Below are 25,451 nucleotides of genomic sequence, written 5' to 3'. Positions count from 1 at the left end.
ATACAAAAAATGGTATAATTACATTGAATATTGGTAAGTGCTGTGTAACTACCTTTCGCAATAGCGATAGCTCGCATAAAAAGTGATATGCAAGTTCAGTAAGCATATACCATCTAAGTAACTATGCATATTGATATACAGAGCATAAATGTGATATCAAAAGTATGAATGTGATGCTAAAAGCATGAATGCGATACCAAAAGTATATATGTAATACTAAAAGCATGAATATGATGCTAAAAGTATGAATGTGATCTTAAAAGTATGAATGTAACACTAAAAGCATGAATGTGATATCAAAAACATGAATGTGATACCAAAACATACCATATAGAAAGGATATTTAATATGAGTGAAAAAATAGAAGAACAGGAAACAAAAGTAAAATCATTTAGAATAACAGATGATACAGCTGAGAAATTCAAAGAAATCGCTGCTACAATAGGTGGCAACCAGCAAGAAACTCTCGCAAAGCTTATTGAGAATTATGAGATGCAGGCAGGCAAAGCTGCATTTACTGATACAAGAGCTGAGATTGAACAATTCGAAGGTTATACAATAGCATTAAACAGAATGTTTATGACTGCTATTGAAAGCCAACAGAATATGAAGAATCTGGTGAAAGCTGAATTTGACGCACAATTAAAATCCAAAGATGCAATAATAATTGATTTGCAAAAACAAATAGAAGTTCTTGATGCAAAATCTAAAGAAATTGCTATAAAAGAAAAGGAATCTCTTGAGATTGTAAATAATATAAAGAAAGAGGCTGATGATGCAAAAAGCAACTATGAAGCATCAATAAAAGTTCTTAAAGATAAATTAGATGCCAAAGAACAGCTTAATACAGCTCTTTCTGATTCATTAGATTCATTAAAGTTAAAATGCAATGACTTACAAGCCACATGTAATTCACTTACTAATGCCAAGGAACAGTATAATGAAGATATTAAACAGCTTACTTCAAAAAATGATGAATATCAAAAAGAACTTGCCAATATACATCATGAAAACGAGATGTTAAAGTTACAATTAGATAACAACAATAAAACATCCGAATTCAACCTCCAAAAAGCAGTTATGGAAACAGAACGTGAATATGGCGAGAAATTAGACGAATTAAAAAAAATATGCGAAGAAAAGCTCGAACGTGCAGAAAGCAAAACAAGTGAATACCAGAATAAATATATTGCAGCAGTTGAAAAGGTTCAGTCACTTATCTCTAAAGCGGACTCTGGTATTGATGAAGGTATAGAGCTTGTCAAGAATATAATAAACGAATATATAAAGGAAGGTAAAATAAATGAACTCGATAAGATAACTACTATGTCCCGTAATGAGATCTATTCATACAAAAAATAGTTTCATCATCACTATAGGCATCAAAGTCGATGATTTCTCTGTTATTATTATTAACATTGCTTTGTTTCTTTAGATTTCAAAGAACTCCTTTTTCGACAAAAAAGTTGCTTTTTATACGTTTTTCTGATATGATTTTAAGTATAAAAAGCGATTTTTGATATATAAATATTGCGACTTGTTACTTGAATTAACAATATGCGATTTTCTTATATTTTCAATAACCGGTTGCATATACGAAGGGGGATATTTCATATATGAAGAAACTTTCAAAGCTTAAATTATCAGAGACAGTAAGCAGTCTAAGAAGAAAATTGAATATGACTCAACAACAGCTGTCTGAAAAAACCAAAATCAACAGAGCTATAATCTCAAGAATAGAACAACAGGATTTTATGCCGTCAATAGAACAACTAGAAAGTCTTAGTGAAGTTCTTGGCTTTGACATAACAGAACTTTTTATTGATACTTCAGACACACACTTGCCACCTGTCTCACCACTCAATATTGCTGTTGCAGGGGCAGGTTATGTCGGACTTTCAATGGCACTGCTTCTCTCACGCTATAATCATGTAACTGCTGTAGATATTAATGAAGAAAGAGTTAATCTTATTAACCAAAGAAAGTCTCCTATAAAAGATGACTATATAGAACTTTTTTTCAAAAATGAACAGTTAGATCTCACAGCCACCTGTGATGCTGTTAGTGCATACAAAGATGCTGATTATGTCATAATTGCAACTCCTACTAATTATGATAGTAAAAAAAATTATTTTGACACTTCAGCTGTTGAAGATGTAATCAAACAGGTTATAGACATTAATCCTAATGCAATAATGGTAATAAAATCAACTATTCCAGTAGGATATACCGAATTGGTAAGAGCCAGATATAACTCTGCGAAGATAATATTCAGTCCGGAATTTTTAAGAGAATCAAAAGCATTATATGATAATCTCTATCCATCAAGAATAATCGTTGGAACTGATTCAAGCAGTATTGAGACTTCTACTATGTCTCACAACTTTGCTGCACTTTTACAGGAAGCTGCACTAAAAGAAGATATTCCAACATTATTTATGGGCTTTACTGAAGCGGAAGCTGTAAAACTGTTTTCGAACACTTATCTCGCTCTGCGAATTTCATATTTTAATGAACTTGATACCTATGCTGAGATAAAAAATCTTAATACCAAAGACATTATAGCCGGTGTATGCTTAGATCCAAGAATAGGTATGTTCTACAACAATCCATCATTTGGATATGGCGGTTATTGTCTTCCAAAAGATACCAAACAGCTTCTCGCCAATTATGACAGTGTTCCGCAGAATATGATCAGTGCTATTGTTGAGAGTAATCGTACAAGAAAAGACTTCATAGCTGATCGTGTTCTTGAAAAAGCAGGTGCATACAGTGCTAACAGTACATGGAATATCAATAGTGAAAAAGAAGTTATTATTGGTGTATACAGGCTTACAATGAAGAGTAATTCAGATAATTTCAGACATAGCAGTATTCAAGGCGTTATGAAACGAATAAAAGCAAAAGGTGCAAAAGTTATAGTCTATGAACCAACACTTGCAGACGGAACAACTTTCTTTGGAAGTGAAGTTGTTAATAATCTTGAACATTTTAAATCAATAAGTCAGTGTATTATTGCAAACAGGTACGATTCCTGTCTTGATGATGTATATGACAAAGTATATACAAGAGATCTTTTTTATAAAGACTAGTTGGCTATTTGTTCTGATAGTAACACATACAAAAATATCAATAAAAGCCAAGTAGTTAAAAAACTTGAGAAACGCAAACGTAGGTTACAACTCAGAGTTTCTCGTAAATATGAGCAAAATAAAGAGAAAGGAAAATACTGTAAAACTTATAATATAGTTAAAAACGAAAAACTTTTACTTAAAGTAAATCATAGATTAACAAAGAACTTATGAGTAGTATCTGTTTCGACAGTACAAAAGCTACTCTTGAAGCAGGAATGAAGCATAAAAGTTATAAGTTTTATAAGTTTTATAAGTTTTATAAGTTTTATAAGTTTTCAGTAACGGATGATTATATAATGAAACAACAAAATGTTAATTTAGCAAATAGCAAAGTTCTTATTACCGGTGCAGCAGGATTTATAGGTTCTAATCTTGTACTCAAATTACTAAGAACTGTTGACAACATAGAGATTCTTGGAATTGATAATATGAATGATTATTATGATATATCAATTAAAGAATATCGTCTTAAAAAGATTGAAGAAGAGGTTGTAAAACATTCTAGCTCTAATTGGACTTTTATCAAAGATTCAATCGCTAACAAAAATATTATAGATAGAATATTCTCAGAATTCAAGCCTGATATAGTTGTTAATCTTGCAGCTCAGGCAGGTGTAAGATATTCTATAACCAATCCAGATGTATATATAGAATCTAATATCATTGGTTTTTATAATATTCTTGAAGCCTGCCGCCATTCTTATGATAATTATAGTGGTGTAAAACATCTAGTATATGCGTCATCTTCATCTGTATATGGAAGTAACAAAAAAATTCCATATTCAACAGATGATAAAGTTGATAATCCTGTATCTCTATATGCTGCCACTAAAAAATCTAATGAGCTTATGGCACATGCATATAGTAAATTATATAATATTCCATCTACAGGATTACGCTTTTTCACTGTATATGGTCCGGCAGGAAGACCTGATATGGCATATTTTGGATTCACTAACAAACTTCGTGAAGGTAAGACTATCGAGATATTCAACTATGGAAAATGTAAACGTGACTTTACTTATGTTGATGATATTGTTGAAGGCGTCAAAAGAGTAATGCAAGCTGCTCCAGAACGTGCCAATGGTGAAGATGGACTTCCACTTCCACCTTATGCAGTATATAATATAGGCAATAATCATCCTGAGAATCTTCTTGACTTTGTTAACATATTAAGTGAAGAACTTGTAAATGCAGGTATCCTTCCAACTGATTATAACTTCGATGAACATAAAAAACTTGTACCAATGCAGCCAGGTGATGTTCCTGTAACTTATGCAGACACTACTGCTTTTGAAAGAGACTTTGGCTTTAAACCAAACACTTCACTAAGAGACGGACTACATGAATTTGCTAAGTGGTATAAAGATTTTTATATAATTTAATTCTTATATCTAATGCTTAGATATAAGAATTAATGCAATTAGGCATAAAAACTAATGCAATTAGGTATAAGAACCACTGCAATTAGGCATACGAACTAATGCAATTAGGTATAAGAACTAATTCAATTAATAGTAATATATTTTTAAATTAATCTTTTAATTAAATAATTTTCAAAACAAAAAGACTTCTTTCAAACTACCATCAAGTAGCTATAAGAAGTCTTTTTAATATTTCTTTATGTTAGTCTGATTCTTTTTTAGACTATTTTTTCAGAATATACTTTTAGCATATTTTCAAGAATATTCTTTTTAGCTCATTTTTAGTATATTCCTTTTAGCATATTTTAATATATTCTTTTTAGCTCATTTTTAGTATATTCTTTTTAGCCTAATTTCTAATATATTCTTTTAGTCTATTAATCAATCGATTTATAATACTTATGCCTGAACGCCGAACATTTCTCTCACTGTTCTCCATCCGAGTAAAGCACATTTTACTCTTGCAGGCATATGAGATATATCTCTAAGTGCACCTGCCTCTTCAAGTTCATCTATCTCATCTTCGCTCGCTTCACCTTTTATCATCTTGAAGAAAAGGTCTGCTAGATGTAATGCTTCATCCTTATCTCTGCCAATAAGCATACTAAGCATAATATCTGCTGAAGCCTGTGATATTGCACATCCACTTCCTGTGAATGCACCATCTGTAATTACATTATTATCATCAACTTTTAAAGATACAATTATGTCATCACCACAACTTGGATTAACGCCTTCTAACACAAGATTAGCTCCCTCTATCTCTCTTTTATTCTCAGGGAACATATTATGTTCTGTGAGGATCTCATTATAAAATAATTTATTTTCCATATCCCATCTGACTCCTAACATTTCTAATACTATCTACAAATCGCATTACATCTTCTTCTGTATTATAAAAAGCAAAACTTGCTCTTGCTGAAGACATAACTCCAAGATGTTTTAAAAGTGGTTGTGCACAATGATGTCCAGCTCTTATAAATACATTCTGTGTATCAAGAATTGATGCAATATCATGTGGATGTACACCATCAACTGTAAAACTGATAATTCCCATGTGTTCCTCGGCTGTCTTACCACCAATTATATGAACTTCCGGTAATTTTGACAGTTCATCAAAACACATCTTAGTAAGCATCTCTTCCTGTTTTACAATATAATCAAAACCAACACTGTTCATATAATCTATAGCAGCTCCAAGTGATACTGCACCACCTGCATTAACTGTACCTGCTTCAAACTTATGAGGAAGTTCAGCATAAGTTGCTGATTCTCTTGTAACATATTCTATCATCTCGCCACCTGATAAGAAAGGTTGCATATTCTCAAGAATACTCTCTTTGCCATATAGGCAGCCTATTCCCATCGCTGCCATCATCTTGTGTCCTGAAAAAGCAACAAAATCAGCCTCTGTCTTTTGAACATCAACTGGCATGTGAGGAACTCCCTGTGCTCCGTCAAGAACAACAATTCCACCAACTTTGTGAACAAGTTCAATAATCAGATCATATTCATGTTCACGTCCTGTAACATTAGATACCATCTCAATAGCAGCAATCTTAGTCTTGTCATTGATAATATCTCTAATCTTATCTTTATCAAAACTTCCATCTGATTCACAATCAATAAATCTTAATACTGCACCTGTCTGTCTTGCAACCATCTGCCATGGTAAGAGATTACTGTGATGTGCTGTAATTGATACGACAATCTCATCACCGGCTTTAAGATTATTAAGTCCATAGCTATAAGCAACAAGATTAAGAGCCTCTGTTGCATTTCTTGTAAATATAATCTCTTTTATACTCTTTGCATTTATGAAATTTTTAACTTTTTCACGAGCTTCTTCATACGCATCCGTTGCAGCTATTGCAAGACTGTAAAGACCTCTTAATGGATTGGCATTAGCAGTCTCATAAAACTTTTTTTCAGCTTCAAGAACACATAATGGTCGCTGTGTAGTTGCTGCATTATCAAGATATGTCATGTCTATATTTGAAAAAATAGGAAAATCTTTCTTATAGTTCATCTAAATCCTTCCTTCCATATATGTTGTAATCTGATCTCTAATCTCGTCTGAAGGGAATTTGTCGCATACAGCTTTAATTCTCGCTTTTGCCATCATTCGTTCAGCTTCTTTTCTTGATATTCCTCTACTTCCAAGGTAGAATATAACTTCGTCATCTATCTTACCAATAGTTGCACCATGATTACCTTCTACATCTTCTTCATCACAGAGAATAAGAGGAATAGTCTGATTAACATTATTATCTGACAGAAGAAGGACATCTTCTCTCTCGTTGCCTTTTGCACCACTACATCCCTTTACAAAGTCAATAGTTCCTCTGAATATCTTCTTCGCATCATCATCAAGAACACCTGTTGCACTCATATCACAATTAGTCTTTCTTCCGGTATGCTTTGCAACATAATTCATATCAAGTATCTGTTCTTTATTGGCATAATAAGCAATATCAGATAAGAATGATGAATTCTTGCCTTCAAGCTTAGTATATCCACCATAATATGTCTTCTCGCTTCCTGTTATTACCTGTACTAATGAAAAAGTTGCATTATCTGCACATCTTGCGCCACAATTATGTAATGTGACATAACCATCTGCTAAAAGATTAGCTGTATATATATTAAGATTAGCATTTTCTTTTACAATTGATTTAATCTCATGTACAGATACACCGGCTGTACTATTCTCTGCTTCAAATAATACAATTACATCAAGACTTGAATTTTGGTTTGATACAAAAAATAATCTGTTGGCACATTTTGTATTATCATTATACTTATATTTTATTATAAGAGGCTTATCAGCCTTAATATTATCTTTAATCACGATCAATTCGTTATCAGCATCAATATCTTCAAGAGAATTACCAATTCCAGTTGTAACTTCCGAAAAATCAGCTAATTTAGAATTATCTACATTACTGTAGAATTCAATATCTCCTTTAAAATCTTCTCTATTCATTGATACAACTGCACTTTTATCAACTTCTATATGTTCAACCTTCGATTCATTCATGCGAAGAAAATTCCATGTCTTGACAGGAAGGCTATTTACAGTAATATTATTTAATTCCTGCATCATCTCACGTCCTTTCTTATGATTAACCAATACTTCCTGACATCTCAAGCTTAATCAGGTTATTCATCTCCATTGCATATTCAAGAGGAAGTTCCTTTGAAACATTATCTGCAAATCCACTTACAATCATAGCTTTTGCATTCTCTTCACTTATACCTCTTGACATAAGATAGAACACTGCATCATCGCTAATTCTTCCTATCTTAGCTTCATGTCCGACATCTGCATCTGCTGTTCTGATATCCATTGCCGGAATTGTATCTGACCTTGAGATATCATCAAGCATAAGAGATTCACATGATACAGAAGCCTTACTATGTTTTGCATTTTTATTAATAACGACTGAACTTCTAAACGTACTACATCCGCCACTCTTTGAGATTGACTTCGTATTGATATATGATGATGTATCAGGAGCTGCATGTACAACTTTTGCACCTGTATCAAGATTCTGTCCTTTACCTGCGAATGTAACACCTGTGAATTCCATCTTAGAACCTTTTCCTTTTAAGATACTCATTGGATACAGATAAGATACATGTGAACCGAATGAACCTGATACCCATTCAACTGTACCACCCTCTTCAACAATTGCTCTCTTTGTATTAAGATTGTACATATTCTTTGACCAGTTCTCAATAGTTGAATATCTTAACTTGGCATTCTTACCTACATATAATTCAACACAACCTGCATGAAGGTTGGCAACATTATATTTAGGTGCTGAACATCCTTCAATAAAATGAAGATATGAATCTTCTTCAAGTATTATTAATGTATGTTCAAACTGACCTGCTCCTGCTGCATTTAATCTAAAATATGACTGAAGTGGAATCTCAAGTTTTACTCCCTTTGGAACATATACAAAAGAACCACCTGACCATACTGCACCATGAAGTGCTGCAAATTTATGATCTGTCGGAGGTACAAGATGCATAAAATGTTCTTTTATCATATCTGCATACTCACCTTTTAGAGCACTCTCAATATCTGTATATACAACACCAAGTTCTTCAACTTCTTTTTGTACATTATGATATACCATCTCTGAATCATACTGAGCACCAACACCTGCAAGTGATGTTCTCTCTGCCTGTGGAATTCCAAGTTTATCAAACGTATCTTTTATCTCATCAGGAACATCTTCCCAGCTTTCTTTCATACCAGACTTTTTAGTAACATAAGTTGCAATATTATCAATATTAAGTTCTGATATATCAGGTCCCCACTCCGGAACCTGTAATCTGTTATATACTTCAAGTGACTTTAATCTGAACTCTCTCATCCATTCAGGGTCATCTTTTTCATTTGAAATCTGTTCAACTATATCTGCAGTAAGACCGGCAGATATTCTATAAGCATCTTTATCTTCATTACGGAAGTCATACATACTTCTGTCTATATCTTCTACATATGTTTTTTCACTCATACTTAATCCTTTCCTTTACTCGTTATTTGTATTCTATTATTATTTTCTTTCTTCAAGGAAAGATTCATATCCGCCTTCATTAATCTTCTCAACAAGTGAACCATCACCAGTTTCGATAATATGTCCATTAACACATACATGAGTATAGTCAACGTTAAGATTATCAAGAATTCTTGTACTATGTGTAATAATAAGAAGTGATCCATTAGTCTCTCTCATATATTCTTCAATACCTTTTGATACAATTCTTACAGCATCAACATCAAGTCCTGAATCAGTCTCATCTAATATTGCAAGATCTGGTTTTAACATAAGTAACTGTAATATCTCAGCTTTCTTCTTCTCGCCACCTGAGAAACCAACATTAAGATTTCTCTTTCCGTATGACTCATTCATTGAGAGCACATCCATTGCTTTTTTTAATTCCTTTTTAAAATCCCATATTCTGACTCTCTCGCCAGTCTTCTGTTCAAGCGCATTCTTGATAAAACCATCAAGTGGAAGTCCTGGTACTTCAAGTGGTTCCTGGAATGATAGGAATATGCCGGCTTTTGCACGTTTATCTGCTGAATATTCTGTAACATCTTCACCATTAAATATAATATTACCACCTGTTACCTGATATCTTGGATTACCCATTATTACGTTACCAATTGTTGATTTACCTGCACCATTTGGTCCCATAAGAACATGTACTTCACCTTTTTTTATAGTAAAATTAACATCATGAAGAATCTCTCTTTCTTCTATTCCTGCAGACAGGTTTTTGACTTCCAATACGTTGTTGCTCATTTTATTTCCTCCTAATTATATAAATGTAACTATCTTAATTCCTCATAGTTACTATATCCTACCATTTTAGTATACTTTATTTGTAAAAAAATATGTGCATTTTATTTTTTTAATATGCAGCTGCACGAACTGCTTGCTTCACCATTACATACATTGTAATTACCACCGGATATGCTAAACTGCTTACCATTAACTATACAGTCGGCAATCTTGAATCTCGCACGTTCATAAATCTCGGTTACGGTTGTTCTCGATATATTCATCTGTTCTGCACACTGGGCCTGAGTCATATTAAGATAATCAATCAGTCTGATTGTCTCATATTCATCAACTGTTAATATCTCTGACTTTGCATCTGTCATTCCCACTGGCTTAAATATCCTGTGCGCCGGTTCGGCACATACTCGCCTGCTTCGCTGAGGTCTTGACATTTTAACACTCCTTTCCGTCATATGTCGGATTTAATTGTAAAACATACTAAAGTATATGTCAATAAAAAATATTATTAAAAAGCAGAATTTCAACATTTTTTTACATTTTGCCGAAATTCTGCTTTATAATATTAAATTGCACTGTTAAGATTCTGCCTGCATTGTATGTAGCGTCTTATTATCTATGCCTTATATATGTTTTTATACATAGTGTTAACTATATAATCGCATTCTAAGTTATTCTATATAATTATACTCTTAGTTGCTCTGTATAATCCTGTTCTAAGCTACCCTATATCAGTTTTTTCTGTTATTTTGAGAAACCACATCCAGGAACTGTATCATCTGGAATCTCTGAGATATAATGTGCTGTATATTCTGCATTCACTTCTGCTATTTCTTTTTTACCATCAATATAATCTCTAAAATATTCCAAAAGATCCATTCCGCAATTTTCACAGCCTTCTTCTTCTTCCCACTGTTTTACAAGCTCAATTCTCTCCATCTTGGTTGTATCTTTTATTAATGTACTCTTCATTATTTTTCTCTCACTTTCTTTAAATATGTGTCTTTCAATTCATTTTTCTCTTCTAATACTCTTATCTGTTTCTTAAGGCTGTCTATATATTCATTAGTAGCCTTTACACCACATCTTACAGCAATATCATCATGCTTGCTCATATCATCAAGCCATTGTTTTACTGATTTGCCAAGGATATCATTGTATGTATTATCTTCTTTAAAAAACACTTAAATCACCACCATCTTTTAATTATAGATCCAATACTCTGTATTGTCCTTTATCACTGAAGTGAACTACCCATCACCTAAAGGTAGTGGGTAGTTCACAATAATTTATCTACCGCAATTTATGATATCACATTTTAACTTGTGAGTCTATCATAATAGTTTTTGATATCACATCTTAGCTTGTGAGCCTGCCATAATAGTTCTTGATATCTTATTGCGAGCCAAAAAAGAGACCTACTAAGCAGGTCCCTTTTTTTGGCAGTGTTCAAATGAAATTATATTGCAAGGAAAAAATATATTAAAAGATAAAGAACCACTGCATACTGTAAATATAGATTAAATTATTTTCTGGCGAAATCGTTACCAGTTAATAATTTGTAAGCTTCTTTATATTTTGCAATAGTCTTATCAATTACATCCTGTGGAAGTAATAAATCATTGTCAGGGTTAGCTTTTAACCAGTCTCTTACAAACTGTTTATCAAATGATGGCTGTCCTTTGCCTGGAACATATCCTTCAAGTGGCCAGAATCTTGAACTGTCAGGTGTAAGCATCTCATCGCCGATAACAATCTCACCATTCTCATCAAGACCGAATTCAAACTTTGTATCAGCAATTATGATACCTTTTGAAAGTGCATATTCAGCACATTTTTTGTAAAGAGTGATTGTATAATCTCTAAGTTTTGTAGCATATTCTTCACCTTTTCCAGGGAACTGCTTTTCAAGAACTTCGATACTTCTCTCAAATGAGATATTCTCATCGTGATCACCTATCTCTGCCTTTGTACTTGGTGTATATATTGGCTCAGGAAGTTTATCTGATTCTACAAGACCTTCAGGTAATTTAATACCACATACTGTACCATTTTCTTTATAGCTTGCCCAACCACTTCCTGTTATATATCCTCTTACGATACATTCAATTGGAAGCATCTTTAATTTTTTAACTTTCATGCTGTTACCTGTATATTCATCTTTGTGGAAGAATTCAGGCATATCTTTAACATCTACTGAAAGCATATGATTAGGTACGATATTCTTTGTATAGTCAAACCAGAACTTTGACATCTGTGTTAATACAGCGCCCTTATCTGTAATTTTATTTTTTAAAATGTGGTCGAATGCTGATATACGGTCTGTAGCAACCATAATGATACTGTCTCCGTTATCATAAACTTCTCTTACTTTTCCTTCGTAAAGTAATTTTAACTCTGCCATAATCTTATCCTCTTTCCTTAAAATACATTTTATCATTTAATAAATTATTGCAAGCATCTTCGAACCATAAGTACAATGTATTATAACTACCAGCAGTTATCGAATCAGCTTTTTAAATCTAAGGAAAGTATATATCATATTTACTTATAAATCAACCTATTTTATCAACTCTTTTATTAAAAATACTTATCAATAATATAACTTGTAAAAATAAAAGTCGGATATCATAATATCAGCTAGTAACAAGATAGTACAAAAATACCGCTCTCTAATAGCTAACATTTTATCTCCGACTTTTTATTTAAAAATATTTACTCTCAAATTCTTTAACTGATATCGGTTTTGAATAATAATATCCCTGGAACATATCACATCCCATTTTTGTAAGCATATCCACCTGAGACTTATTCTCAACGCCTTCTGTAATTGAATGCATTCCAAGTTCTTTTATCAGATTGATTGTATTAGCAAGTATTATACGACTTCTCTCACCATTCTCGGTTTCTTTTAAGAATCCCATATCAATCTTAACTACATCAGCATGAATATCCTTTAACATATTAAGAGAAGAAAATCCGCTTCCAAAATCATCTATCTCTATCTCAAAGCCTTTATTTTTCAGTTTATCAAGTATCTCAATACTCTTGTCAACATCATTCATGAATACACTTTCTGTAATCTCAATCTTAAGATTATGTGGATTAATGTCATATTTTTGAATCAGATTTATAAATATTGAATATATATCACAATAATAAAAATCTTTAGTTGATATGTTAACTGATATACAATAATCCTCTTTACCAATAGCTTTCCACTTAGCTAGTGTCTTTGCTGCTTCTTCCCACATATATTGATCAAGCTGATATATAAGTCCCGCATTCTCAAATGCTTCAATAAAACTTATAGGTGGTATAATTCCATGTTCCGGATGAATCCAGCGAACAAGAGCTTCTGAACCTTTTAGTGTTCCACTGGTGTCAAACTGTGGCTGAAGATACATCTTAAATTCATTATTAGCAAGAGCGTTGTCAAATTCACCACACATGCGTTCCCACAATAATGTCTTCTCCATAAGTTCTTCACCAAAATATGCGACTATCTTATCATAATCACCCCATATCGAAGAAATTGCAAGAGTTGCTTTGTCAATCATACTTGAGATCTCTTCATTAATATCTGTTATCTCATATACTCCCATATAGATATGCATACGGTATACATCACTTGTATATTTGTTACGAAGTTCTTTTATACAATCTGTAAAATCTTCTTCCCTGTACTTGGATTTTGGCATACATATAGCAAATCTATCAGCACTAAGCCTTCCATAAGTAACATTTTTTCCTAATCTTTGTCTAAGAATATCAGCTTCTGCAATAAGAACTTCATTACCACTTTCAAATCCAAACAGATTATTAACAAGCTTAAAATCTTTGATGTCCGAACATAGCATATAATATGTTATATCCGGATTATTTTTTAACATCTTTGCTGTTTTCTCAAAAAAGTAATCGCGATTATATAATCCTGTAAGATTATCATGACGGGCATTGTAACACTCTTTTATATATGCAAGAGTGGAATCGGTTGTATCATTAAGAACAAAATAATATCCTATCTGTCTCCCTTTTTCATCTTTCATATTATGGTATTCCATATCAAAATACAATGTTTCACCATTCTCACGTATCTCTTTGGAATGCCAGATATTATCCACCTTGATATCATCTTTATGCTTCTTAAACCACTTGGCAAATGCATAATCTATATGTTCTTTGTCCTGAAGTTTGAATACATCTTTCGCATTATTATTATAATATATACACTCTTTGTTTTCATCAAAACATATCATAGCCGAACTCATATCCTGTATTGATAGTGATAATATCTTGGCTATTACTGTATTTGGCACATGATACAGACTAAAATAGCTAAGAAACATTGCTATTATGCCATAGAACACAAGTGATACATTAACCGGATATGCAAGGAAAAGACAAAAAGCATCACTTACAATCAACATACAAAAGCTCGCTAATATAGACGTATATCTATTGCGATAAGAGCTTGCTGCTTTTAGTATCTTATATAATAATACAAGCATTATAAGTACAACAAGCCCATAGCAATATATCAAATGTATGTAATAAAATACTGTAAAGCCTGTAACATACCAATATTCACCACATTCTGTAAATACTACTGTATCAAGTCTAAACATATGATGTAATACATTATTAAGGATAATTGATGTATTAGATAGTACAGTCAAAATATTAAAAAGCATCTCTGTTTTCTTAAGCAGCTTATTGTTCGTAAAAAGGCATGTATATACAAGAGTGTATCTAAGAAAATACAATAGCAGCCATTCAAGCATACATATAAATAATCCATAAAAAAATGTTGCCATTGCGAGTTCATTACACATAAGAAAAATTGAATATAAAATTATCGAAAATGCTCCTGCATATAAAAAATTACGGCAATATGCAGCAACACTGCCTTCTTTTTTTGAAATATATACTGCATTAACAATCATGGCTACGCATATCATTACAAGTATTAAAACAAATGCTATTTTCACAACTCTTTCCCCATTTCGATATATAACTTTAATTAAAATATGATGCACAATATGCACAATCAATTTTAATTATATACAACTTTTGTTTTTTTAACAAGTTAAATATAGAGACTTTATTATTCAAATTCTTAATATTGTCAATATTTGTTAAAATATTAACTTTCATTTTTTCAATAAGTGTCTTAGATTCAATATGATAATGTCTTGTTAGATTGTTTTATATTATGTAAGCAACATTGTGTTCATATAAGAAGAGAAGATATATAACTGGAATAAAATTATATATCTTCTCTTATCTTATAAATGCTTATTACTCTGCTTTTGTCTCTGATGCTGCTTCTGAAGGAACTTCCGCAGTTGTCTCTTCCGTAGTTGTAACTTCTTCGGTTGTCTCTTCCACAGTTGTCTCTTCCTCGGTTGTAACTTCTTCGGTTGTCTCTTGTGGTACTGTCTCTGTAACTGCTTCTGTTACAGCTTCTGTAGCTTGTTGTGTATATGTCTCTGTCTCAACTACCTGTGTCTCTTCTGTATTAGCTTCTGTTGATTCTTTTTGATACTTACCATTATAATCTGAACCATCTCCGGAATCATTATTGTGTTTTTCTACTTTATAATCGTTAGAATAGCTTACAGCCATATCTGCAGTTACACCTGTATCTGATACAATAGCTTTACTTATCTTAACTACCTGATTAGATGGCTTATAATTATCATCATCAAATAGGAATTTGTGAAGTGCTGTTACATTATCTGATAGTGTTGCAGGTATTACAACTGAACCTTTACTTCCAAGTGTCTCTGTATACATAGCAAATGGGAAACCAGAAGTATCACCAAGTTTGTAATCCATAAGTGCTGAGATAAGTTTTAAAATCTCTGTTTTTGAGAAGTTAGTATATACTTCATCAAGAACTGTATCAACTATCTTATTAAGAGTAAGTATATCGCTTTTCTTAACTTTATCAAATATCTTCTCAAGAACAAGTCTCTGTCTCTCTGTTCGTTTGAAGTCTGAACCTGCTGTATATCTTATTCGGCAATATGCTGTTGCCTGGACACCATTGAGTGTAACCGGGCCATATATCTCGATTACATCTGACTTTTTGCCTGTAACATTGGTAATCTCTTCTGCATATCCATTTATCAATACTTCTTCTTCTTCTGTAATATCAAGATCAATTCCTCCAAGTGCATCAACGATATCTATAAGTGCATTAAAGTCAACTGATACATAGTTGCTTATATTAAGATCAAGATTACGGTTTAGCATATTAACTGCCTGCTTTACTCCACCTTTTTCATAAGCAGCATTACATTTTTGTAATGTCATATCTCCATCGGTATCAAGATATGAATCTCTATATACAGACAGAAGCTTTATCTCTTTGGTATCATTGTTAATACTTGCAACAATCATTGTATCGCTTCGTCCGGTGTTAAGATCACCATTACTTCTGTTATCAAGTCCAAAAAGAGCTACATTAGTATATCCACTCAGTTTTTTCTCAGTTTCTTTATCCATATCATTAGTAACTACTTCATTCTCTGGAAGATCGTTAGTATAATGAATCTTGGAAAGTTTTGCATTAACCACTATTGCACCGGCTGCTATAAGTGTAATAAGTCCTGCAGCCACTCCTATTATGATTTTTTTTGCTTTCATTACATTCGCCTCTTTATCTTTTTTTAGTTTATTTGGACATTCTCTTAGCTTACACCCCATTTACATCTATATACCAGATAATTATGAGAATATATCATTATAAAATATCTATTTCTTTTTAGTTTTCACAATTATCTAATTTATATAAGTAAGAGTATGTCATATTGCTTTCGTTTTGATATTGACTTTGGTATCATATAATATTAACAAGGCAAAGTCAAGGAAGAAGACCTTAAGAAATATTAGTTTTTTCTTACAATTTTCATTTTGTGTATAAAAACTAAAATACCATTTCTGTTACATTCCTATAATCAAGGACATGATAGTAACAAAAATGGTATTTATTCAATGCTATTATTGAATTATTAAAACTATGTCAAAGCATTTTTAACAATTCAAATTTTTTAAGCCAAGTTATTCAAACTAAAGTTTTAGTTAGTTTTTTAGTTATATCTTAGATTGCTTCAAGTGCCTGTGCAATATCTGCAATTAAGTCATTTTTATCTTCAAGTCCACATGATATTCTTATAAGTCCGGCTGGTACACCTGCTGCTCTTAACTGTTCATCATTCATCTGACGATGTGTTGATGTTGCAGGGTTAAGGCAACATGTTCTCGCATCTGCAACATGTGTCTCGATTGCTGCAAGTTTTAATGCTTTCATAAACTTCTCTGCAGCAGCTCTTCCACCTTTTAATTCAAAAGATACTACACCACATCCACCATTTGGCATATATTTTTTAGCAATCTCATAATACTTATTAGATGGAAGTGATGGGTAATTAACATACGCAACTTTATCATGTGCTTCTAAGAATTCAGCTACTGCCTGTCCGTTCTCAACATGTCTAGGCATTCTCACATGTAATGATTCGAGTCCAAGATTAAGTATGAATGCACTTTGTGGTGACTGAGTACAACCAAAATCTCTCATAAGCTGTGCTGTGCATTTAGTTATAAAAGCACCTTCTTTGCCAAATTTCTCAGCATATGTAATTCCATGATATGAATCATCAGGAGTACAAAGTCCAGGGAATTTGTCAGCATGAGCCATCCAGTCAAACTTACCTCCGTCAATAATTGCACCACCTACAGCAGAACCATGACCATCCATATATTTTGTTGTAGAATGAGTTACAATATCTGCTCCCCATTCAAGTGGTCTTAAGTTAACAGGTGTTGGAAATGTATTATCAACTACAAGTGGTACGCCATGTGCATGTGCAGCATTAGCGAATTTCTCTATATCAAGAACTGTAAGTGCAGGATTAGCTATTGATTCTCCGAATACAACTTTTGTATTCTCTTTAAATGCAGCATTTAACTCATCTTCTGTGCAGTCAGGATCAACAAATGTTACATCTATTCCCATCTTCTTCATTGTTACTGATATAAGATTGAAAGTTCCACCATATATTGATGAAGATGCTACAATATGGCTTCCTGCTTCACATATATTGAATAATGCGAAGAAATTAGCTGCCTGTCCTGATGATGTAAGCATACCTGCTGTACCACCTTCAAGTTCTGTAATCTTAGCTGCCACAAGATCATTAGTAGGATTCTGAAGTCTTGAATAGAAATATCCACTCGCTTCAAGGTCAAAAAGTTTTCCCATATCTTCGCTTGTATTATATTTGAATGTTGTTGACTGATAGATTGGTATCTGTCTTGGTTCTCCATTGCCAGGTGTATATCCACCTTGTACACATTTTGTATTGATTGAATAGTTTTTCATATCAGTTATTGCCTCCATATATTTATTGTCGCTTTATATCTGCGACACTTTATAATAGTAATACATCTAGTTTATATTCAAATAGTCAAAATGTAAAGTACTTCTTACATTTTAACCTGCAATTTTTAATATATATTTTTTTAGTACACATATATATATGAATCTTAGTCAAACAGTGCATCTACCATCTGTGGTGTATATATTACACTCTTTTTGTGATATGCTTCTATCTGATAGAGTGCATTAGCTACAATATGTTCTGCTACCTGTTCAAGATCCCTGATACCGGATGTATTCTTCATGTGTTCAATAACGCAGTCAACTGCTTCATCAGTAACTATACATTCTTCCGGCTTAACACTCATTCTTTTTAGTACCTTCTTTAATGCATATTTTGAAAAGATCACTTTCTTCTCTTCTAAAGTATAATCCGGAAGTTCAATTACTGCAAATCTTGACATCAAAGGTGCACTTATCATACTCTTATCATTAGCTGTTGCAATTGGATATACACCATTAGTTGGTACCATACATTCAAGATAATTATCTGTAAATCCAATATTATCAAGCAGAGTAAGAAGAACATCTGCAGGATTACCATTACCTTTTCCTGATGATGCTTTATCAAGCTCATTAATGATAAATACAAGATTAGACTGACCTGCCACAGAGAATGCATCTATTATAATTCCCGGCTTTGCATTAGAATAGATTCTTGAACTTCCTGTAAGCTGTTCCGGATCGTTAATTGAGCTCATATCAAGAGTTGTCCATGGTAGCTTTAATATCTTTGCAACTGCATATGCCACTTGGGATTTACCAGTTCCTGCCGGACCTATAAGAAGTATTCCGTATGCCGGAAGTGTATGTGTGCGATTTATCTGAACTATTGTCTCTATAATACGCTGCTTGACTTTTTCCATTCCATATAATTCTTCATCAAGAATTCTCCTGGCTTCATCTATATCTATTGGTTCAAAGTAATCACTTTTCCATTTTATATTCATCATTACAGAAAGTGCATGTTGTGCATGTCTTCTCTCTTCTTGTGATACTTCATTAGATTTTGCAACTGCAAGATTACGTCTTGCCCACAATCTTATATTATCAGGCAGTGTCTTGCCTGCACAATTTATAAAATCTGTTATGCTCTGAAGACTTGTAAGCTTCATGTCATCACAGGATTCATCATTCTCATATTCTTCATCTACATCAGATGGTGCATCACTCTCGAACAGTCTTTCTATCATAAATTGCAAAAAGCCATCTTCTGCAGATAATTTTGTTCCACCACCAAAAGCAACTTCTCTTATCTTGTATACAGCATATCCATCTTCACGATTTTCGCCGGAAAGCTGTACATTTATATGATTTTCGCCAAGCCATTTAAGAAGATTTACAAATCTTGCATCTATCTTAAGAATATCAGCTTTGAGCGTTTTGCCTTCATTATCTTTTTCATCACGAAATTCGAAAGTTGTTCTCTTTACCGGATTAGTAAAGATTCCTGATGAATGATGTTCCCATCTCTTATATGTATTATCAATAAGAAGAATTGGCTGTTGTGGTGTTGCTGTCTGTGCATTAGTATAAAAAACTTCATAAGTGCATTCTGCTTCTTTTTTATCAGATGCACTTGAATTAAAATCAAATACTGGCATTATTATCTCCGTTCCGAAGGAACTCCCATGATATTCTAAATATCATTTCCTTCTACTTTTATTTATTATTATTAATTATAATGTATTTATATTCACTTTTTTATACTACATCCAAATTTATAATTCGTCAACCTACATAGTTATTTTCGCATATACTATTCATAATCATCTTCACATATACTATTCACAATCATTTTCGCCTTCATTAACTTCTTCTATATTAACAGCTTCTTTTACTATTACTGCATCTGTATATATTACTCTTATAACAGCCTGTGACCAGTTAAGGCTTATATATGGCTCTTTTTTTCTCTCCTCGCCAGCTTTTTTTAATGTATCAACAATCTCTTTCAAGACTTCCTTTGTAAGATATCCACCACGCCAGTTAAAAGTAAGTATCTTTCCTTTTTTGGCTGCCTGTGTAGCTCTGTTTAGCACTTCATCCATCTTTGTAAAAGATAATTTTTTCTCTTTATAATAATAATGATTTGCGTCATTACACTTTGGTGCAGATGCTATAAGCGGTTCGTGATCTCTAAATATTGCTTTATCATCAAGATTAAAATAATCATATCTTATAAGCGAATTAGCTTCACTTTTTTTATTTTTATTATTAACTGATTTCATACTGCTACTGTTAAGTTCAAGATAATGGTTAGAATTTCTTCCAACAGTATTATCGAATGTGGCATCAAGATGGTAATATATATTATTAATCTTTACAATATTCCATGTATGTCTGTATTTTATTCCTTTTTGGGGATTATTGCCACAGATTGCAATTACACACCAGATTCCAAGTGCATCACAAAGTGCTTTTACTGATTTGGCAATTCCTTCACATACTCCAACGCCATGTCCTAATGGTCCTATTATTTCGTGAGAATATGGCTTTTTTAGTTTATCATAGGTAATATTTTCACATATAAAATCATGTATAAAAAGTTCTTTTTCAAGTTCCGTTTTGCACTCGTTTTTAGCTTTTAATGCAAGCTTATCAATTCGTGCTTTTAAAGCCTTCTGATGCTCTTTTATCTTAGCTTTTTCAAACAGATATTCCGGCGTGAATATTATATTTGGTGAATCTCTATAATAACTATATTTAAAACCTGTTACATAAAAAATCTCCGGATGATCAAGTCTCATAAGAAAGAACACATTCTGGACATCTTTTATATCAAGTGCCGGCAATAATATTGATGTATCATAATTAGTAACACCATTCATTATTCCATAATATACTTCCTGCTCTGTCTTAGTCATATGATTATAATAGTATTGTTCCATTATATATTTTTCTCCATTCATATCAAAAAACAGAACACCTGCGTTCATAATTATTTTACGAAGCAGATATTCTGTTTTTATCTTAATTCTACTTATTTTTATTGTATTCTCTCTACTTTAATTATTCGCTATTGCTAACAATAGTCAACATCAAAAACTTATTGCTTATTACTGCCAATAGCAAGAAGTGCATCTTTAAATCTATTCATTCCATCTTCAAGGACCGAACGTGGACATGCTGTATTAAGTCTTAAGAAGCACTTACCACATTCACCAAACTGTCTTCCTGCTGACAGATAGAGTCCATTATATTCTCTTATCTGATCTGCGAATACAGTAGCATCATCTGTCACATTGCTGCAATCAAGCCACAAAAGATAAGTTGCCTTAGATGGTGTAAGATTAAGCATTGGAAGTTCACGCTCAATGAACTCTCTTACATAAGCCTTATTATCTGTAATATATCTCTTAAGTTCGTTAAGCCATTCTCCACCTTCATTAAAAGCTGCTACTGTTGCAGCTACCGCAAATGCGTTTGGTTCTGCTACTTCATCTGTATTAAGGCCTCTCCATACTTTATGATGAAGATTCTTATTAGGAATTACAACAGCTGCTGTCTGAAGCCCGGCAATATTAAATGCTTTGGTTGGTGCTACACATGTTATAGAATTGTTCTTACATATATCTGATACAGATGCAAAAGGTACATAATTACTGTCTGGATCTGTTATATCACAATGTATCTCATCTGATAATACGACAACATTATGCTTATAACAAAGTTCACCAATCTTACTAAGTGTATCCTTATCCCATATCTTTCCAACAGGATTGTGTGGATTGCATAGAATCATAAGGTTTGTCTGTGGATCGGCAAGTTTCTCTTCAAGATCTTCAAAATCTATATGATAATCTTTGCCATCATATACAAGTTCACTTTCAATTACATTTCTTCCGTTATTAAGAATTGAATTAAAAAAGATATTATATACAGGTGTCTGTATAAGAACCTTTTCTGCTGGTGTTGTTATCTTACGGACAATACTTGATATTGCAGGCACAACTCCTGTACAGAATGTAAGCCACTCTGGCTCAATCTCAAAATTGTGTCTGTCTCTCCACCATGTAATATATGCATCTTCCCATTCTTTTGGAAGAATTGAATATCCAAATACTCCATGTTCTACTCTCTTTTTTAAAGCATCTATTATCTCAGGTGCAGTCTCAAAGTCCATATCAGCAACCCACATAGGAAGTTCATTGTAGGCAACATCCCATTTTAGTGAACCAGTATTATGTCTGTCTATAATTTTGTCAAAATCATATTTCATATATCAATCACACTCACCTTTCGCATTAATGCATATTAATAATTGTAGTCTTTGATGGATCTATCTTATCTTTATCTAATATAAGTTCTTTAATAAAATCTGCTTTAATTGTTCCTTCTTTTGGATTCATAACGCTATCTATTCCACCTATAATACTGACATCAACGCTTGAATATTCAAAAGCAAGTGTTGTATTAACAAGTCTACAATCCTTCATAACAAGATTCTCTATATAGCACATTCCCTGCAGACTTTCGATCGTACAATTAATAAGTGTAAGATTCTTAGCATTCCATCCAAGGTATTCTCCTGATATAACTGAATCATATACTGTTACATTATCTGTATTCCAGAATGCATCTTTTGACATAAGTTTTGAATTATGAATCTCTACATTCTTACAGCCGTCAAATGAATAATTGCCAACAAGCTGGAAGTTATTAAGTTTCATATTCTCACTGTTCATCGCAAAATAATTACCTCTTGCTGTTACATTATTCATCTCTACATTCTTACAGCTCCATAATGTCTCTTCGGCATTAGTAAGTGTTACATTATCGAATACAAGTCCATCGCATCTTCTAAAATTCTTAGGTGCTTCAATAAGTGCATTCTTAACAGTCATATTGTCTGTATACCATACACCGGCTCTTGCCATATCAAACCAGCTGCAATTCTCTGTATATATATTTTTTGAATACCAAAGAGGATATTTCCATTTGAACATACTTCCATATAATGATATATCGTGACTTTCCTTAAGTGGTGATTCTCCGTCATCAAAAATAGTATCATATATATTCAGATTATTTCCCTGGAATAATGCTCTCTCTCCTGTTAAATATTCCTGATGAATTTCTTTTCTTTCCATTTTGCATATCTCCTTATGTGAATTATTAAATGTAGGCAATCGCAAAAATTCTTATTTTAAGTTCAACAATCGCCTAATCAAAAACATACTCTTCATTATAACATGTGTAAGCAATAAATCATATAAGTTTTCAAAAATTTAATAAAATATAATTTTGCACAATGTATTTTATGATGTCAAAAACTTATTTGACGTCACTTATAAGATTATGACGCTCTTTTACAAACAGATATGCAATGCCAATGCACATTACGATTGTACATTCAATACTTCCTTCTATTCCAAATATTCCACCTGTTATAATTTTTCTAGAAGATTTAGCTGACATAAGGAACTTTAATATGCTGGCACCTGAATTGATACCACTCACGCTAAGTCCATATAGATTACCTTGCACAAAATTCCACATTCCATGAAATGCACCAATTCCAAACAGACTTCCTTCATGATAATAATATAATGCTGCAAATATTCCAAATAATGTAAGATTTATAAAAGCAAGAAGTGTAATTCCATTATTGCCAAGATGTAGAATTGCAAAAAATAAAGAACTCATAATAATGGCTTTTAAAATTCCTTTTTTTGAGGCAATAGTTGGCATAAGTGTTCCTCTTACCATAATCTCTTCACTCATTCCCTGTATAAGAAAACCAACAAACATAATAAGAAGATATGTCTCATGTCCTTTATAATGTTTGCCAACATATATTGCCGAGTGTGTAAGATAAGCTATTATCATACATGCCGAGAACATAATCATTCCTATAATAAGTCCTTTTATATAACCTAGTCCACTCTTTGCATTACATTCAACACCAGTACCTCTTATACTTCTTTTTTCTACTTTGCGACAATAGATAATAAGTACTACTATCATTCCTAATGTTGAAAACAACTGAATAGGCATACTATATAACATTTTACTTTCATCATTTCCTATTCCTGCTAACATTACAAAAACTTTAATAAGCAGATTTTGTGCAACTATTCCAAGTAATATGAATGCCAGACAATTAGCCGGACTGCTTTTTTCTGTATATTCTATAAAGTCTTTTTTTCTAAAATCCATACCCATCATATTTTTTCCTATTCAATTATCTTAAGAATTGCATACTGACCTATTGCTGTTGGTACGCTTATTATTATATATACTCCATCTTCATCCTGATATGAATATGTATAAGGAGTCTGTCTGTCATCATCAAAATCCATATTATTAAGTTCTGATGCCAGCATAGACATATCATATTCTCTAAGATAATCTTCAACAGCTTCTTTTATATCAGTTTCATCACTACATACTTCATAATCTTTGCCGACTTCAAAATGTTCAGTTATCTGCGACAGTTTGTCATCACTAATTGGTTTAAATCGTGTTCCAGAATATACATTAACATTAGATGTATATTCTAGAACTGATGGATGTGCTGCGTTACTATACATAGCATCACCGCTGAACTTTACAGATATATTGCCATCACCATCTATAAATATACTATAATCTACGTTAACTGAATCTGTTCCATCATTAATACTATAATTAGTAAGAATTGACAAAGCATCATCTTTAATAATCTCATTAATTGCATGTATACTGGTATATGCAACTTGCTCCTGTCCTTCCACTAATATTACCGGATACTTAATATTCACTGTTCCAAGTTCATACTGTGCCGACTCATATATGAACTTAGCATCAGATGGCAGTTCATCTTCATATATATAATCATCACTAACTGAATTATCGCTATCGACAGTATTATCTGTTACATTCTCTGTTACATTCTCAGACACATTCTCTGCTGCTTCGGTAATAGCGACATCATTGGCAGCAGAATTACTATCATCTTTACTCTCACCACTTTTACACGCATATAGTACCGTAGACAATATACATACTCCCATCATTATGCAGAAATTTTTTCTCCTCATACCTTTTCCCTCTTTTCTAAAATAATTAGACTATTGCAAAATTCACATCTATCATCAGTTGTATATAGAAATATAATTTTCCAATTGCCTATAAGATA

21 protein-coding genes are annotated in these 25,451 nt (G+C 32.5%); 3 read left to right on the top strand and 18 right to left on the bottom strand.

What is annotated here, in order from left to right; translation table 11 throughout:
* Positions 1 to 348: 348 nt before the first annotated feature.
* The 3 genes from KQI85_RS07695 to KQI85_RS07685 all read left to right on the top strand — a co-directional run bounded on the left by KQI85_RS07695 (position 349) and on the right by KQI85_RS07685 (position 4,519).
* Positions 349 to 1,362, top strand: coding sequence for a hypothetical protein (locus tag KQI85_RS07695; RefSeq protein WP_216575511.1), 1,014 nt, complete (start codon positions 349 to 351; stop codon positions 1,360 to 1,362).
* 254 nt (positions 1,363 to 1,616) lie between these two features.
* The gene (locus KQI85_RS07690; RefSeq protein ID WP_216575510.1) at positions 1,617 to 3,092 is read left to right on the top strand and encodes a nucleotide sugar dehydrogenase; all 1,476 of its coding nucleotides are present in this window, start codon (positions 1,617 to 1,619) and stop codon (positions 3,090 to 3,092) included.
* Positions 3,093 to 3,430: 338 nt separating this feature from the next.
* Entirely contained in the window at positions 3,431 to 4,519 is a 1,089-nt protein-coding gene (locus tag KQI85_RS07685; RefSeq protein WP_216575509.1) for an NAD-dependent epimerase/dehydratase family protein, read from the top strand.
* 438 nt (positions 4,520 to 4,957) lie between these two features.
* On the opposite strand, the gene sufU is transcribed toward KQI85_RS07685, so the two are convergent.
* The 18 genes from sufU to KQI85_RS07595 form a co-directional block, all read right to left on the bottom strand.
* Positions 4,958 to 5,389 carry a Fe-S cluster assembly sulfur transfer protein SufU gene (sufU, locus tag KQI85_RS07680; RefSeq protein ID WP_216575508.1) on the bottom strand — a complete coding sequence of 144 codons (432 nt, stop codon included), beginning with the start codon at positions 5,387 to 5,389 and terminating at the stop codon, positions 4,958 to 4,960.
* Positions 5,379 to 6,587: a SufS family cysteine desulfurase gene (locus tag KQI85_RS07675; protein ID WP_216575507.1), complete on the bottom strand. Its 1,209-nt coding sequence runs from the start codon at positions 6,585 to 6,587 to the stop codon at positions 5,379 to 5,381. The genes sufU and KQI85_RS07675 overlap by 11 nt, the downstream gene beginning before the upstream one ends.
* Positions 6,588 to 7,691: a SufD family Fe-S cluster assembly protein gene (locus KQI85_RS07670; protein ID WP_216575506.1), complete on the bottom strand. Its 1,104-nt coding sequence runs from the start codon at positions 7,689 to 7,691 to the stop codon at positions 6,588 to 6,590.
* Positions 7,684 to 9,090 carry a Fe-S cluster assembly protein SufB gene (gene sufB, locus KQI85_RS07665; protein WP_216575505.1) on the bottom strand — a complete coding sequence of 469 codons (1,407 nt, stop codon included), beginning with the start codon at positions 9,088 to 9,090 and terminating at the stop codon, positions 7,684 to 7,686. The genes KQI85_RS07670 and sufB overlap by 8 nt, the downstream gene beginning before the upstream one ends.
* 39 nt (positions 9,091 to 9,129) lie before the next feature.
* A complete protein-coding gene (gene sufC, locus KQI85_RS07660) occupies positions 9,130 to 9,882 on the bottom strand; it encodes a Fe-S cluster assembly ATPase SufC (protein WP_216575504.1) in 753 nt (250 codons plus the stop codon).
* Positions 9,883 to 9,983: 101 nt separating this feature from the next.
* Positions 9,984 to 10,313: a DUF134 domain-containing protein gene (locus KQI85_RS07655; RefSeq protein WP_216575503.1), complete on the bottom strand. Its 330-nt coding sequence runs from the start codon at positions 10,311 to 10,313 to the stop codon at positions 9,984 to 9,986.
* A 310-nt stretch (positions 10,314 to 10,623) separates the two neighbouring features.
* Positions 10,624 to 10,851 carry a hypothetical protein gene (locus KQI85_RS07650; protein ID WP_216575502.1) on the bottom strand — a complete coding sequence of 76 codons (228 nt, stop codon included), beginning with the start codon at positions 10,849 to 10,851 and terminating at the stop codon, positions 10,624 to 10,626.
* Positions 10,851 to 11,063 carry a hypothetical protein gene (locus KQI85_RS07645; RefSeq protein WP_216575501.1) on the bottom strand — a complete coding sequence of 71 codons (213 nt, stop codon included), beginning with the start codon at positions 11,061 to 11,063 and terminating at the stop codon, positions 10,851 to 10,853. The genes KQI85_RS07650 and KQI85_RS07645 overlap by 1 nt, the downstream gene beginning before the upstream one ends.
* Before the next feature lie 341 nt (positions 11,064 to 11,404).
* Entirely contained in the window at positions 11,405 to 12,283 is an 879-nt protein-coding gene (locus KQI85_RS07640) for a phosphoribosylaminoimidazolesuccinocarboxamide synthase (protein ID WP_216575500.1), read from the bottom strand.
* Between the two features lie 301 nt (positions 12,284 to 12,584).
* Positions 12,585 to 14,870, bottom strand: coding sequence for a GGDEF and EAL domain-containing protein (locus tag KQI85_RS07635; protein ID WP_216575499.1), 2,286 nt, complete (start codon positions 14,868 to 14,870; stop codon positions 12,585 to 12,587).
* Between the two features lie 310 nt (positions 14,871 to 15,180).
* Positions 15,181 to 16,533, bottom strand: coding sequence for an LCP family protein (locus KQI85_RS07630; RefSeq protein ID WP_216575498.1), 1,353 nt, complete (start codon positions 16,531 to 16,533; stop codon positions 15,181 to 15,183).
* 454 nt (positions 16,534 to 16,987) lie between these two features.
* Complete coding sequence (locus KQI85_RS07625) at positions 16,988 to 18,271, bottom strand: O-acetylhomoserine aminocarboxypropyltransferase/cysteine synthase family protein (protein ID WP_216575497.1); 1,284 nt, start codon at positions 18,269 to 18,271, stop codon at positions 16,988 to 16,990.
* Positions 18,272 to 18,435: 164 nt separating this feature from the next.
* Complete coding sequence (locus tag KQI85_RS07620) at positions 18,436 to 19,932, bottom strand: AAA family ATPase (protein WP_216575496.1); 1,497 nt, start codon at positions 19,930 to 19,932, stop codon at positions 18,436 to 18,438.
* Positions 19,933 to 20,112: 180 nt separating this feature from the next.
* Positions 20,113 to 21,219, bottom strand: a complete 1,107-nt coding sequence (locus KQI85_RS07615) for a transglutaminase domain-containing protein (RefSeq protein WP_216575495.1) — start codon at positions 21,217 to 21,219, stop codon at positions 20,113 to 20,115.
* A gap of 158 nt (positions 21,220 to 21,377) precedes the next feature.
* Positions 21,378 to 22,550 carry a MalY/PatB family protein gene (locus KQI85_RS07610; protein WP_216575494.1) on the bottom strand — a complete coding sequence of 391 codons (1,173 nt, stop codon included), beginning with the start codon at positions 22,548 to 22,550 and terminating at the stop codon, positions 21,378 to 21,380.
* A gap of 25 nt (positions 22,551 to 22,575) precedes the next feature.
* Positions 22,576 to 23,421: a DUF3737 family protein gene (locus KQI85_RS07605; protein WP_216575493.1), complete on the bottom strand. Its 846-nt coding sequence runs from the start codon at positions 23,419 to 23,421 to the stop codon at positions 22,576 to 22,578.
* Positions 23,422 to 23,605: 184 nt separating this feature from the next.
* On the bottom strand, positions 23,606 to 24,490 hold the full coding sequence (locus tag KQI85_RS07600; RefSeq protein WP_216575492.1) for a CPBP family intramembrane glutamic endopeptidase: 885 nt from the start codon (positions 24,488 to 24,490) through the stop codon (positions 23,606 to 23,608).
* Between the two features lie 17 nt (positions 24,491 to 24,507).
* Entirely contained in the window at positions 24,508 to 25,353 is an 846-nt protein-coding gene (locus KQI85_RS07595; RefSeq protein ID WP_216575491.1) for a hypothetical protein, read from the bottom strand.
* Positions 25,354 to 25,451 lie beyond the last annotated feature (98 nt).

Origin of the sequence: Falcatimonas sp. MSJ-15 (assembly GCF_018918265.1) — a bacterium.
Lineage (GTDB): Bacteria > Bacillota > Clostridia > Lachnospirales > Lachnospiraceae > Falcatimonas.
The sequence above is the reverse complement of the archived record's forward strand: the minus strand, read 5'-3'. Positions and strand labels throughout refer to the sequence as shown.